The 14,302-nt window shown below is 59.9% G+C and carries 11 protein-coding genes; 1 reads left to right on the top strand and 10 read right to left on the bottom strand.

Features of this window, described 5'->3' with window-relative positions:
* Window positions 1–76: 76 nt before the first annotated feature.
* A complete protein-coding gene (locus tag BT119_RS11330; RefSeq protein ID WP_003433355.1) occupies window positions 77–973 on the top strand; it encodes a LysR family transcriptional regulator in 897 nt (298 codons plus the stop codon).
* Here BT119_RS11330 and ispD read toward each other — a convergent pair.
* The 10 genes from ispD to lpxB form a co-directional block, all read right to left on the bottom strand.
* Complete coding sequence (ispD, locus tag BT119_RS11325) at window positions 933–1,691, bottom strand: 2-C-methyl-D-erythritol 4-phosphate cytidylyltransferase (RefSeq protein WP_003433358.1); 759 nt, start codon at window positions 1,689–1,691, stop codon at window positions 933–935. The two genes, BT119_RS11330 and ispD, sit on opposite strands and share 41 nt — an antisense overlap.
* A gap of 13 nt (window positions 1,692–1,704) precedes the next feature.
* A complete protein-coding gene (gene ftsB, locus BT119_RS11320) occupies window positions 1,705–1,983 on the bottom strand; it encodes a cell division protein FtsB (protein ID WP_003314315.1) in 279 nt (92 codons plus the stop codon).
* 190 nt (window positions 1,984–2,173) lie between these two features.
* The gene (gene eno, locus BT119_RS11315) at window positions 2,174–3,460 is read right to left on the bottom strand and encodes a phosphopyruvate hydratase (RefSeq protein WP_003339565.1); all 1,287 of its coding nucleotides are present in this window, start codon (window positions 3,458–3,460) and stop codon (window positions 2,174–2,176) included.
* Between the two features lie 139 nt (window positions 3,461–3,599).
* Window positions 3,600–4,445 (bottom strand): 3-deoxy-8-phosphooctulonate synthase, encoded by an 846-nt coding sequence (gene kdsA / locus BT119_RS11310; protein WP_003314314.1) that lies wholly within the window; start codon window positions 4,443–4,445, stop codon window positions 3,600–3,602.
* A gap of 14 nt (window positions 4,446–4,459) precedes the next feature.
* Complete coding sequence (locus BT119_RS11305) at window positions 4,460–6,091, bottom strand: CTP synthase (RefSeq protein WP_003364819.1); 1,632 nt, start codon at window positions 6,089–6,091, stop codon at window positions 4,460–4,462.
* Window positions 6,092–6,354: 263 nt separating this feature from the next.
* Entirely contained in the window at window positions 6,355–7,692 is a 1,338-nt protein-coding gene (gene tilS, locus BT119_RS11300; protein WP_072365695.1) for a tRNA lysidine(34) synthetase TilS, read from the bottom strand.
* Between the two features lie 135 nt (window positions 7,693–7,827).
* Window positions 7,828–8,775 (bottom strand): acetyl-CoA carboxylase carboxyl transferase subunit alpha, encoded by a 948-nt coding sequence (gene accA, locus BT119_RS11295; RefSeq protein WP_003364825.1) that lies wholly within the window; start codon window positions 8,773–8,775, stop codon window positions 7,828–7,830.
* 128 nt (window positions 8,776–8,903) lie between these two features.
* Window positions 8,904–12,425 carry a DNA polymerase III subunit alpha gene (dnaE, locus tag BT119_RS11290; protein WP_003433366.1) on the bottom strand — a complete coding sequence of 1,174 codons (3,522 nt, stop codon included), beginning with the start codon at window positions 12,423–12,425 and terminating at the stop codon, window positions 8,904–8,906.
* A 68-nt stretch (window positions 12,426–12,493) separates the two neighbouring features.
* Window positions 12,494–13,147: a ribonuclease HII gene (gene rnhB, locus BT119_RS11285; protein WP_003433370.1), complete on the bottom strand. Its 654-nt coding sequence runs from the start codon at window positions 13,145–13,147 to the stop codon at window positions 12,494–12,496.
* 11 nt (window positions 13,148–13,158) lie between these two features.
* Entirely contained in the window at window positions 13,159–14,301 is a 1,143-nt protein-coding gene (gene lpxB, locus BT119_RS11280; protein ID WP_072365689.1) for a lipid-A-disaccharide synthase, read from the bottom strand.
* Between the last annotated feature and the right edge of the window lies 1 nt (window position 14,302).

Here is a 14,302-nt window from a genome sequence, read left to right as displayed (position 1 = left end):
ATTGCAGTGTAGTACAGTGCCAATTGACGAGTAATGCGGCTAAAAGCAAAACATTAATGCTGTACAGGGATAATCGATGTACACCAATCGCTGGGAAGGTCTGGATGAGTTCGTTGCCGTTGCAGAATGTGGGCAGTTCACAGCGGCGGCTCAGCGGCTCGGGGTCTCCTCGTCGCATGTGAGCCGTCAAATCGTTCGTCTTGAAGAGCGCCTGCAGACCCGTCTGCTCTACCGCAGCACACGCAAGGTCGCGCTGACGGAAGCCGGGCAAACCTTTCTGCACCACTGCCAGCGCCTGCAGGACGGCCGCGAAGAAGCTCTGCGCGCCGTGGGCGATCTGGCCAGCGAACCGAAGGGTTTGTTGCGCATGACCTGCGCGGTGGCCTATGGCGAGCGCTTCATCACGCCGCTGGTCACGCGTTTCATGGACGTTTACCCGCACCTGCGGGTCGATATCGAGCTGAGCAACGACACGCTGGACCTGGTTCATGAAGGCATGGACCTGGCGATTCGGCTTGGCCGGTTACAGGACTCGCGTCTGGTCGCGACCCGCCTCGCGCCACGGCAGATGTACCTGTGCGCTTCGCCGTCCTACATCGAGCGTTACGGCAGACCGCACAGCCTTTCGGAACTGAATCGCCATAATTGCCTGATAGGAGGCAGCGATACCTGGCAGCTTCAGCAGAACGGGCGTGAGTTTTCCCAGCGTGTACAAGGCAACTGGCGCTGTAACAGCGGCCAGGCCGTGCTGGATGCCGCGCTGCACGGAGTCGGTTTGTGTCAGTTGCCGGATTACTACGTGCAGAAACATCTCAACGACGGCACGCTGGTTTCATTGCTGGAGGCGCATCAACCGCCTAACACTGCAGTATGGGCGCTCTATCCGCAGCAAAGGCACCTGTCACCCAAGGTGCGCAAGCTGGTGGATTATCTTAAGGAGGGGTTGGCGATGAGGGATGAGTATCGCCAGTAGCGGAAACCTGGCGCCCGAACTTGCTGCGGCGCTGGCGCAGCCACTCCAGGTCTTCGGGACGCGTGACCTTGATGTTGTCGGAACGTCCCTCGATCAGGCGTGGCGACTGCCCCGCCCACTCGATGGCCGATGCCTCATCGGTGATGCTGACGTTAGAGACCAGGCTGTCCGCCAGGGCGCGATGCAGGGCACCAAGACGAAACATCTGCGGCGTGAAGGCTTGCCAGATCAGGCTGCGATCCACTGTTTCCAGCACGCGACCGCTGCTGTCGGCACGTTTGAGCGTGTCGCGGGCCGGCACGGCCAGCAGGCCGCCGACAGGGTCATCGGCCAGTTCGCCGAGCAGATTGTCCAGATCGCTGCGCGCCAGGTTCGGACGCGCAGCGTCATGAACCAGCACCCAGTCATTGTCACTGGCGCCCTGCGCATGCAGGTGCAGCAGCGCATTGAGTACCGAGCCTGAGCGCTCGCTGCCGCCGTCCACGCGCTGAATGCGAGTGTCATGCGCGCAGGGCAATGCAGCCCAGTAAGGGTCGTCCACAGCCAGACTGATCACCAACCCCTTGAGCCGGGGATGATCGAGAAAGCAAAGCAGGCTGTGTTCCAGAATTGTCAGGCCGCCCAGTGGCAGGTACTGCTTGGGACGGTCGGCTGCCATGCGAGCACCAATGCCCGCTGCAGGTATCACTGCCCAGAAGGCAGGAAGAAAGTCTTTCATCGCACCAACTTGATTATTGCGCGAGCTGGTAAAGGGTTTCGCCGTCCTTGACCATGCCCAATTCATGTCGGGCACGCTCTTCGACGGTTTCCAGACCTTTTTTCAATTCCATGACCTCGGCATCAAGCACGCGGTTGCGCTCCAGCAGCACCTGATTTTCAGCATGCTGGTCGGCAATCTGCTGAGTCAGGCTGGCCACTTGCGCAAGGCTTCCGTTACCGACCCAAAGGCGGTACTGCAAGCCAGCCAGCAACAGGAGCAGGACGAGGAACAACCAGTTAGGACTGCGCATTGAAATATCAGGTACCCAGTAAAAAAGACAGCAGAGCCAACGTGAACAACAAACGACTGAGGGCATTGAGCCTGACATAAGCCAGGCTCAATCACTCCAGATTACCGCGGAGCGTCAGCATCGGAGCTGCACGGGCAAGTCAGGGGACTCGAATCCGTGCAGCACTCTGCGTCTTTTTACCATCTATGGCTCAGCCGCGAAACTCGGCACGACCACGATACACAGCCTTGGAGCCCAATTGCTCCTCGATGCGCAGCAATTGGTTGTACTTGGACACGCGGTCGGAGCGGCACAGCGAACCGGTTTTGATCTGACCGGCAGAGGTGCCCACAGCCAGGTCGGCAATGGTCGAATCTTCGGTCTCGCCGGAACGGTGAGAGATGATCGCCGTGTAACCGGCAGCCTTGGCCATCTGAATGGCTTCCAGGGTTTCGGTCAGCGTGCCGATCTGGTTGAACTTGATCAGGATCGAGTTGGCGATCTTCTTGTCGATGCCTTCCTTGAGGATCTTGGTGTTGGTCACGAACAGGTCGTCACCCACCAGCTGGGTTTTCTCGCCGATCTTGTCGGTGAGGATTTTCCAGCCATCCCAGTCGGACTCGTCCAGACCGTCTTCGATGGAAATGATCGGGTGCTTGCGAGTCAGCTCGGCAAGGTATTCGGCGAACTCGGCAGAGCTGTATTCGCCCTCTTCGCTCAGTTTGTACTTGCCGTTCTTGTAGAACTCGCTCGCTGCGCAGTCCAGCGCCAGGGTCACGTCGGTGCCCAGCGTATAACCCGCATTGGCAACAGCCTCGGCGATAGCGTCGAGCGCTTCCTTGTTGGATGCCAGGTTAGGCGCGAAGCCACCTTCGTCACCCACTGCGGTGTTCAGGCCACGCGCCTTGAGGACCGCCTTGAGGTGATGGAAAATCTCGGTGCCCCAGCGCAGGCCTTCAGCGAAGGACTTGGCGCCGACAGGCTGGATCATGAATTCCTGGATGTCGATGTTGTTATCGGCATGCTCGCCACCGTTGATGATGTTCATCATCGGCACCGGCATGGAGTACACACCCGGGGTGCCATTGAGGTTGGCGATATGCGCGTACAGCGGCAGGTCCTGATCCTGTGCCGCCGCCTTGGCAGCTGCCAGGGAGACCGCGAGGATGGCGTTTGCGCCCAGGCTTGCCTTGTTTTCGGTGCCGTCCAGCTCGATCATCGCGTGATCCAGCGCCTTCTGGTCGACCGGATCCTTGCCCAGAAGCAGGTCACGGATAGGGCCATTGATGTTGGCCACAGCTTTCAGAACGCCCTTGCCCATGTAACGGCTCTTGTCGCCATCACGCAGCTCCAGCGCTTCGCGCGAGCCGGTTGAAGCACCGGACGGCGCGCAGGCGCTGCCGATGATGCCGTTATCGAGGAGCACATCTGCTTCCACGGTGGGATTGCCACGGGAGTCGAGAACTTCACGACCTTTGATGTCGACGATTTTTGCCATTGTTGTAAACACTCCAAGATTGACGAAAACGACGCAGCTGGGAAAACAATGCTCGCAATCAGACGCAGGAAAAGGCAGGTCTGAATGCGACAACCCCGTCACGGATGACGGGGAACGGCACTTTACCGGAGAACCCTGTTCAAGCGGTCTCTACGATCGGAAAACTCTTTACAAGTTCATCCAGGGACTTGAGTTGGGCCAGAAACGGCTCGAGCTTGTCCAGACGCAGGGCACATGGCCCGTCGCATTTGGCGTTGTCAGGATCCGGATGGGCTTCAAGGAACAGACCGGCCAGATTCTGACTGATACCGGCCTTGGCAAGATCCAGCACCTGGGCGCGGCGCCCGCCCGCAGAATCGGAACGACCGCCCGGCATCTGCAGGGCATGGGTCACGTCGAACAGGATCGGGTACTCGAACTGCTTCATGATGCCAAAGCCAAGCATGTCCACGACCAGATTGTTGTAACCGAAGCTGGAGCCCCGCTCACAGAGAATCAACTGATCGTTCCCCGCCTCTTCGCACTTGGTCAGGATGTGTTTCATTTCCTGGGGTGCAAGGAACTGGGCTTTCTTGATGTTGATGACTGCACCGGTTTTCGCCATCGCGACGACCAGATCGGTCTGCCGCGACAGGAAAGCCGGCAGTTGAATGATGTCGCAGACTTCGGCCACCACGGCGGCCTGATGAGGCTCGTGAACATCGGTGATCAGCGGCACGTTGAAGGTGCGCTTGATCTCTTCGAAAATACGCATGCCTTCTTCAAGGCCCGGCCCACGGTAGGAGTTCACCGAAGAGCGGTTGGCCTTGTCGAAGCTGGCCTTGAACACGTAAGGGATACCGAGCTTTTCGGTGACCTTTACGTATTCTTCACAGACCTGCATGGCCATATCCCGGGATTCGAGTACGTTCATGCCGCCGAACAGCACCATTGGCTTGTCGTTGGCGATCTCGATCGAACCTACGCGGATGATTTTCTGAGCCATGTCTGCAGTCCCTGTCAGGAATTTTTCTGATGTTGAGCCAATGCCGCCTTGACGAAGCCGCTGAACAGCGGATGACCGTCACGGGGCGTTGAGGTGAATTCCGGGTGGAACTGGCAAGCGACGAACCATGGATGATCCGGTGCTTCGACCACTTCAACCAGTGCGCCATCGCCCGAGCGGCCGGAGATCTTCAGGCCCGCCTCGATCAGTTGCGGCAACAGATTGTTGTTCACTTCATAGCGATGACGATGACGTTCGACGATCACGTCCTTGGTGTAGCAATCGTGGACCAGCGAACCGGCTTCAAGCTGGCACTCTTGCGCGCCCAGACGCATGGTGCCGCCCAGATCGGAGCTTTCGGTACGGGTTTCGACTGCACCGGTGGCGTCTTCCCATTCGGTGATCAGACCCACTACAGCGTGTGCGCTGGTACGGTCGAACTCGGTGGAGTTGGCGTCTTTCCAGCCCAGCACGTTACGCGCGAACTCGATGACCGCGACCTGCATGCCCAGGCAGATGCCGAGGTACGGAACCTTGTTCTCACGGGCGAACTGAACGGCAGTGATCTTGCCTTCGACGCCGCGCAGACCGAAGCCACCCGGAACCAGGATCGCGTCCACGCCTTCCAGCAGGCCGGTGCCCTGGTTTTCAATGTCTTCAGAGTCGATGTAGCGCAGGTTGACCTTGGTGCGATTGGTGATACCGGCGTGGCTCATGGCTTCGATCAACGACTTGTAGGCGTCGAGCAGCTCCATGTACTTGCCGACCATCGCGATGGTCACTTCGTGTTCCGGGTTGAGCTTGGCGTCGACGACCTTGTCCCATTCGGACAGGTCGGCACCACCACATTGCAGACCGAAGCGCTCGACTACAAAATCGTCCAGGCCTTGCGAATGCAGAATGCCCGGGATCTTGTAGATGGTGTCCGCGTCTTCGAGGGCGATGACCGCACGCTCTTCGACGTTGGTGAACTGAGCGATCTTGCGACGCGAGGAAACGTCGATCGGGTGATCGGAGCGGCAGACCAGCACATCAGGCTGCAGGCCGATGGAGCGCAGTTCCTTCACCGAATGCTGGGTCGGCTTGGTCTTGGTCTCGCCGGCAGTAGCGATGTACGGCACCAGCGTCAGGTGCATCAGCATTGCGCGGCGTGCGCCGACTTCGAAACGCAACTGGCGGATGGCTTCAAGGAACGGTTGGGACTCGATGTCGCCTACGGTACCGCCGATCTCGACCAGCGCCACATCAGCATCGCCTGCACCCTTGATGATACGGCGCTTGATTTCATCGGTGATGTGCGGGATGACCTGAATGGTCGCGCCCAGGTAATCACCACGGCGCTCTTTGCGCAGGACGTGCTCGTACACACGGCCGGTGGTGAAGTTGTTGTTCTGGGTCATGGTGGTGCGGATGAACCGCTCGTAGTGACCAAGGTCCAGGTCGGTCTCGGCGCCGTCGTGAGTGACGAACACCTCACCGTGCTGGAACGGGCTCATGGTGCCTGGGTCCACGTTGATGTAGGGATCCAGTTTGAGCATGGTGACCTTGAGTCCCCGCGCCTCCAGGATGGCCGCCAATGAAGCCGAGGCAATGCCTTTCCCCAATGAAGAAACAACACCGCCCGTGACGAAGATGTAGCGCGTCATGAAAAACCCTAGAAGTCTGCGTTAAAGCGGTCAGAGCCGCCGGGGATAGCGAAGGAAGGCCGAAGCCCCCGATTACCGACAAAATTCACGGTGCACTCCCGAAACTGCTGCGTTGAAACCGACCGGCCGAAGCCAGTGTGGTGTGCGCTACATTTTAAGAATTACCCAGTAAATACTGGTTGGTAACCGGCAACTCATGTCGTTTCAAAAGAACCGACAGAAGCTGTATCAAGAAGGGAGCGTAGTCTACCTGAAAGGGCCTTTCAGCTCAAACTTTGGTCGCCGGTCGGCGCAACCCAGCGCAAACGCCAGTTTTCATTGGGCGAACCGTCCAGTCCAGGCAGGTTGGCGACGGCCAGCAGCACGTTATCGAGGTAGAGCAGCGGCAATCTGCCGCGCAGAAACGCCGGCACTGACTGTTCGTTGAGCAGGCGCTTGAGATCACGTCTGCCACGCCCGTCCAGGCGTAACACCTCACCGCCCTGCCGATAGCGGACTTGCAGACACCCCGACGGCGCCTCGCCCTCCAGAACCACGCGGCCATTGCCGGGCAAGTCCAGCGCCACACCAGGGTCCGTCCAGTCCATTGCCTGATGACAGAGCCGCTCCCAGGCAGCCGGCACCCACCAGATGCAGCCCTGCGCCCTGTGCAACGTTCCATCGGCGAGCCGCCACAGCGGACCCGCGTCCTGCGCCGCATCGCGCAACGCCTCCCAGCCAGCCCAGTGATCGGTGTCCGGCAGACGCGTCAGTGGCGCAAGCCAATGACGCACTGCATTGCGCTGCCGGGCTGCGGACAAAGCGGCAATCGGCCCGAGACTCAACACCGGCAGGCCAACCCAGCTAAACGACGTAGCAGCCTGAGCATTGGCAATATCCTGCAGCGCAAGCTCATCGAGCAATTGCTGCGCTTCGCCGAGGTGGTGTGCGGTACGTGCCAGACTGGCGGCTGCCTGCGGCCATCTGGAGGTCAGCAACGGCAGTACCTGATTGCGCAGAAAATTGCGCGAAAACTGCTGATCGTCATTGCTGGCATCTTCGATCCAGTTCAGTCCATGTCGACGCGCGTAATCTTCCAGCTGCATACGCGATACATCCAGCAGCGGCCTCAGTAGATGCCCACGGCCCAGCACTCGCTGATAGGGCATGGCAGCCAGACCACGAACGCCTGCGCCGCGCAGCAGACGGAACAGCAGGGTCTCGGCCTGATCATCGCGATGCTGCCCCGTCAGCAGCACCTCGCCCTCACCCAGCCGCTCAGTGAAGGCGCCGTAACGCGCCTGACGGGCAGCCTGCTCGAGACTTGCAGCGGGCTCGACCTGAACGCGAACAGACTCGAATGCAACGCCGAGCGCCTTGCAGACCTGCTGACAATGCTCTGGCCAGGCATCGGCAGCGGTCTGCAGACCGTGGTGCACATGGATTGCGTTGAGCGCAGGCAGGGTTTCGCGGTCGGCGAGTTCAGCCAGAAGATGCAAAAGCACGGTTGAGTCGAGGCCGCCGGAGAAACCGACATGCCAGACAGGCGAATTGCGCCAGGGGGCCAGAACTTGAAGAAGCCTGACAGAAAGATCATGACCGGCGCGTGATGGAGTGGTCATGGATGTTTTTCACCGGTCTGGCGGGTTCGCACACTAAACGCTTCAGTGCTCAAGCCAGTCCTTTCGCGAACAGGTTCGCTCCCACGCCTTCCGGGCAGAAGCCCGCAAGACGTGGAAGCAATCGGGCGACGCAGCTTACAGACCGTAGCTCATCAAGCGGTCATAACGGCGGGCCAGCAGCTCATCGTTATCGAACTCCTTGAGCATCGCCAGCTGACTGCTCAACTCTTCGCGAATCAAGGCAGCGGCGGCGACCGGATCACGATGCGCGCCACCCAGTGGTTCGGCGATGACCTTGTCGACGATACCCAGGCCTTTCAGGCGGTCAGCGGTGATACCCATGGCTTCGGCAGCATCCGGTGCCTTCTCGGCGGTTTTCCACAGAATCGACGCGCAGCCTTCCGGAGAGATTACCGCGTAGGTCGAATACTGCAGCATGTTCAACTGGTCGCATACGCCAATCGCCAGCGCACCACCGGAACCACCTTCACCGATAACAGTAGCGATGATCGGGGTCTTGAGACGGGCCATCACACGCAGGTTCCAGGCAATTGCCTCGCTCTGGTTGCGCTCTTCCGCGTCGATACCAGGATAAGCGCCCGGCGTATCGATAAAGGTCAGGATCGGCATCTTGAAGCGCTCGGCCATTTCCATCAGGCGGCAGGCCTTGCGATAGCCTTCGGGGCGCGGCATGCCGAAGTTGCGACGAACCTTCTCGCGCACTTCCCGGCCTTTCTGATGACCGATAACCATGACTGGCTGGTTGTCGAGACGTGCAATACCGCCGACGATCGCCGCATCATCGGAGAAATGACGATCACCGTGCAGCTCATCGAACTCGGTAAAGATGTTTTCGATGTAGTCCAGCGTGTAGGGACGACGCGGATGGCGCGCCATGCGCGCGATCTGCCAGCTGGTCAGGTTGCCGAAGATGCTTTCGGTGAGCGTCTTGCTCTTGTCTTGCAGCCGGGAGATCTCGTCGCCGATGTTCAGCGAGTTGTCATTACCCACCAAGCGCAGTTCTTCGATTTTGGCCTGCAAGTCAGCGATAGGCTGTTCGAAATCAAGAAAATTCGGGTTCATAGGCATCCGTCTTGGGTCGACGGCCAAGAGGCCGGCCGGTTGATCCGTCTGCGCCGTTCCTGTTCGGAACCGGCGCGTTCAGGTCGAAATTAAAATTCAGGGTTGAGCGCAAGTCGAGCCTGCGACGTTCAACGATACTGGAGAAAGACGTTCTCACGTCCGAACTGGTCACGCAGAGCTTGAATCAAGCTGTCCGCAGGATCAATCCGCCATGCTTCTCCCAATTGCAGCAATGCGCGGGCGTCCTGCCCCGTGTAGTCCACCGTGATCGGACAGGCACCGCGATGGCGCTTGCACAGATCGCCCAGCCAGCGCAGCCGGTCGCCCTTGAGCGCTTCGGCACGCACCGTCACACGCAGACTCTCGGCCAGATTGGTGCGGGCATCCTCGATACTCATGACACGCTTGGCCCGCAGGCGCAGCCCACCGGAGAAGTCATCATTACTGACTTCGCCCTCGACCACCACCATAGCATCGGTCTGCAACAGTGACTGAGCCGAATGAAACGCTTCGGCAAACAGCGACGCCTCGATGCGCGCCGAGCGATCGTCCAGGGTAATGAACCCCATCTTGTCGCCCTTCTTGTTCTTCATGACGCGCAGGGCAATGATCAGGCCTGCGACCGTCTGGGTGTCTCTTGCGGGCTTGAGATCAATGATCCGTTGCCGGGCGAAACGGCGGATCTCGCCTTCATATTCATCGATCGGGTGCCCGGTCAGGTACAGCCCCAGGGTTTCCTTTTCACCACGCAGACGATCCTTGAGGCTCAGCTCACGGGTCTTGCGATGATTCGCATAAACATCGGCGTCCGCTTCGACGAACAGGCCGCCGAACAGGTCCGAGTGACCACTGTCGCGACTGCGCGCTGTCTGCTCGGCAGCCTGAATGGCCTCTTCCAGCGCCGCAAGCAATACCGAACGGTTACGATCGATATTGGCCTGATAAGCCTTGGGCTCGAGTTCGAAGTACGGCCCGAGACGATCCAGCGCACCGCTGCGAATCAGGCCATCCAGCGTTCGCTTGTTGACGCGCTTGAGGTCGACGCGGGCGCAGAAGTCGAACAAGTCCTTGAACGGCCCGTTCTGGCGCGCATCGGTAATCGCCTCGACCGGCCCCTCGCCTACGCCCTTGATCGCGCCAAGGCCATAAAGAATGCGGCCATCGTCACTCACCGTGAACTTGAACTCCGAGGTGTTCACGTCCGGCGCGTCGAGGCGCAGCTTCATCGTGCGCACTTCTTCGATCAAGGTCACGACCTTGTCGGTGTTGTGCATATCCGCCGACAACACCGCCGCCATGAACGGCGCCGGGTAGTGAGTCTTCAACCAGGCAGTCTGGTACGACACCAGCCCGTAGGCCGCAGAGTGGGACTTGTTGAAACCGTAACCGGCGAATTTTTCCACCAGGTCGAAGATGTTACCGGCCAGGTCCGGGTCGATGTTATTGGTCTTGCAGCCATCGATGAAACCACCGCGCTGCTTGGCCATTTCCTCGGGCTTTTTCTTGCCCATTGCGCGACGCAGCATGTCCGCACCGCCAAGGGTGTAACCGGCCATGACCTGAGCGATCTGCATCACCTGTTCCTGATACAGGATAATGCCGTAGGTCGGTGCCAGTACCGGCTTGAGGCCTTCGTACTGGTAATCGACGTGCGGATAGGACAGCTCGGCGCGACCGTGCTTACGGTTGATGAAGTCGTCCACCATGCCCGATTGCAGCGGGCCGGGGCGGAACAACGCCACCAGTGCGATCAAGTCTTCCAGACAGTCAGGCTTGAGCTTTTTGATCAGCTCTTTCATGCCGCGCGACTCGAGCTGGAACACCGCCGTGGTCTCGGCGCGCTGCAGCAACTGATAGGTCGGCATGTCGTCGAGCGGGATGAACGCGATGTCCAGCGGTTCTTCGTTGACCTTGGCGCGGTCGCGGTTGATGGTCTTGAGCGCCCAGTCGATGATGGTCAGGGTACGCAGACCGAGGAAGTCGAACTTCACCAGCCCCGCAGCCTCGACATCGTCCTTGTCGAACTGGGTCACCAGACCGTCACCGGCCTCGTCGCAATAGATCGGCGAGAAGTCGGTCAGCTTGGTCGGGGCAATCACCACACCACCGGCGTGCTTACCGACGTTACGCACAATGCCTTCGAGCTTTAGCGCCATCTCCCAGATTTCCGCAGCTTCCTCATCCACCTTGAGGAAATCGCGAAGAATCTCTTCCTGCTCGTAGGCTTTTTCGAGGGTCATGCCGACTTCGAACGGGATCATCTTCGACAGACGATCCGCCAGCCCGTAAGACTTGCCCTGCACCCGCGCCACGTCACGCACCACCGCCTTGGCGGCCATGGAACCGAAGGTGATGATCTGGCTCACCGCGTTGCGACCGTACTTCTCGGCCACATACTCGATCACCCGGTCACGACCATCCATGCAGAAGTCGACGTCGAAGTCGGGCATGGAGACCCGCTCCGGGTTCAGGAAGCGTTCGAACAGCAGGTCGTATTCCAGCGGGTCGAGGTCGGTGATCTTCTGCACATAGGCAACCAGCGATCCGGCCCCCGAACCACGACCCGGCCCCACCGGTACGCCGTTGCTCTTGGCCCACTGGATGAAGTCCATCACGATCAGGAAGTAACCGGGGAAGCCCATCTGGATAATGATATCCAGCTCGAAATTCAGCCGATCGACATACACCTGACGCCTGGCTTCGTAATCTTCGGTCGTGTCCTTGGGCAGCAGGACTGCAAGACGCTCTTCGAGACCGTCGAAGGAGACCTTGCGGAAATACTCATCGATGGTCATGCCATCGGGAATCGGGAAGTTGGGCAGGAAGTGCGTGCCCAGCTTGACGTCGATGTTGCAGCGCTTGGCAATCTCGACGGTGTTTTCCAGCGCTTCCGGCAGGTCGCTGAACAGCTCGGCCATTTCTTCCGGGCTTTTCAGGTATTGCTGATCGCTGTAATTGTGCGAGCGACGCGGGTCGTCCAGCGCACGGCCTTCACCGATGCATACGCGGGTTTCGTGGGCTTCGAAATCGGCCTGTTTGATGAAGCGCACATCATTGGTCGCCACCAACGGCGCGCCGTGACGCTCGGCCAGGGCCACCGCAGCGTGCAGGTGTTCTTCGTCATTGGCGCGGTTGGTACGCTGCACTTCGATGTAGAAGCGGTCAGGAAAGACTTCCAGCCACTCGCGCAACAGTTCGTCGGCCTCCCCCGGATTGCCGCCGAGCAAGGCCATGCCGATCTCGCCTTCCTTGGCCGCGGAAAGCGCAATCACGCCTTCGCTGGCCTGCGCGACCCACTGGCGCTGAATGACGATCTGACCGTTGCGCTGGCCTTCGATAAAGCCTCGGGAAATCAGCTCGGTCAGGTTGCGGTAGCCCTGGGCATTCATGGCCAGCAGGCTGATGCGGCTGAGCGCGGCATCTTCGTCCCTGCCTGCCAGCCATAGGTCGACGCCACAGATCGGCTTGATGCCGGAGCCCTGGGCGGCCTTGTAGAACTTGACCAGCGAACACATGTTGTTCTGGTCGGTCACCGCCACGGCGGGCATGTTCATGCCGGTCAGCGCCTTGATCAACGGTTTGACCCGGACCAGACCGTCAACCAGAGAATATTCGGTGTGCAGGCGTAGATGAACGAAAGAAGCCGGCATGGTGATCCTATAAAACGCGAAAATACAAAAAACGAAGGGCAGGATTGTAGCTGGCCCGGAGTGAAACGTCAGTCCTGCAGCAAACCGGCTGACAACGGAAGCGAGCCGCCGAGCATTAGCGTGGCGCGCGCTTCATGGGCTGCACGCACCGGAGCGAAGGAACGCCGATGAATGGGCGTAGGCCCAAGCCGGGCCAGTGCTTCCAGATGCACCGGCGTAGGATAACCCTTGTGCCCACCGATGCCATAACCCGGATAGATGAGTTCAAACGCCGCCATTTCCCGGTCCCGGCTTACCTTGGCGAGAATCGATGCGGCGGCGATGGCGGGTACCTTGGAGTCACCCTTTACCACCGGCGCCGAAGGCACCGACAACTGCGGGCAGCGGTTGCCGTCGATAAGCGCCAGTCTGGGCGTGATACTCAACCCTTCGACGGCGCGCTGCATGGCCAGCATCGTGGCGTGCAGGATATTCAACTGGTCGATCTCTTCGACTTCAGCCCTGGCGATGAACCAGCACAGGGCTTTCTCCTGAATTTCGACGTAGAGCTTTTCGCGCCTGGCTTCGGTCAGTTTCTTCGAGTCATTGAGACCGCGAATGGGCCTGGCCGGATCGAGAATGACGGCGGCGGTTACCACTGCACCGCACAGCGGACCGCGACCCACTTCATCGACACCCGCCACCAGGTCCTCGACGAGGGTAAAATCCAGACCTGTTTGCATCATGGGCGACCTCACAGTGAAGGCGACCGTCCGAGCAGGCTCAATACCGCATCGGCGGCCTGATTGGACGCATCGCGGCGCAGAACCCGGTGAATAGCGTCAAAACCGGCGGTTTGCTCGCGACCGTCTTCGATCAATGGCAGCAGCGTACGCGCCAGGGCTTCTGGCGTAGCGTCGTCCTGCAGCAGTTCAGGCACCAGCAGACGCTGGGCCAGCAGGTTCGGCAGCGACACATAAGGGCTCTTGACCATTCGCTTGAGTATCCAGAAGGTCAGCGGCGCCAGGCGGTAGGCAACCACCATAGGACGCTTGTAAAGCAGCGCTTCCAGGGTCGCCGTGCCGGAGGCGATCAGTACCGCATCGCAGGCGGCCAGAGCAACGTGCGACTGGCCGTCGAGCAGCGTGACGGGCAAATCACGACCCTGCAGCAACTGTTCCACCTGAGCCCGCCGCTGCGGGCTGGCGCACGGCAGTACGAGGCGCAGGCCCGGGCGCCGGGCAAGCAACAGTTCGGCCGTGTCGAAAAACAATGCGCCCAGACGCCCCACTTCACCGCCCCGGCTGCCCGGCATCAATGCCACAACCGGCGTATCCTGCGCGAATCCCAGGCCAGCGCGAGCACCTGCACGATCGGACTCCAGGGGGATGGTGTCTGCCAGCGGATGCCCGACGAAGCGCACCGGTACGCCCTGCTCTTCGTAGAAACGCGCCTCGAACGGCAACAGGGTCAGCATCAGATCACAGCCTTCACGAATCTTCAGTACACGCTTCTGGCGCCAGGCCCAGACTGAGGGGCTGACGTAGTGCACGGTCTTGATGCCGGCGCGACGCAGCTGAAGTTCGATATTGAGCGTGAAATCAGGGGCGTCGATGCCGATGAAGACGTCCGGCTTTTCAGTGATCAGGGTCTGGACCAGCAGCTTGCGCCGGGCCAGCAGCTCGCGCAGTCGCCCGAGCACTTCAACCAGCCCCATCACCGACAGGCGTTCCATCGGGAAGAAGGACTGCATGCCTTCGGCTTCCATCAACGGACCACCGACACCAATGAAGCGGATATCGGGATGGCGCACCTTGAGGGCACGCATCAAACCGGATCCGAGGATATCGCCGGATGCTTCACCCGCGACCAGAGCGATACAGAGCGGACTGGTCATG

Source organism: Pseudomonas sp. NFACC10-1 (genome assembly GCF_900119195.1).
Taxonomy (GTDB): Bacteria; Pseudomonadota; Gammaproteobacteria; order Pseudomonadales; family Pseudomonadaceae; genus Aquipseudomonas; species Aquipseudomonas cerasi.
Note: the sequence above shows the minus strand (reverse complement) of the source record. Positions and strands in the feature narration are given on the sequence as shown.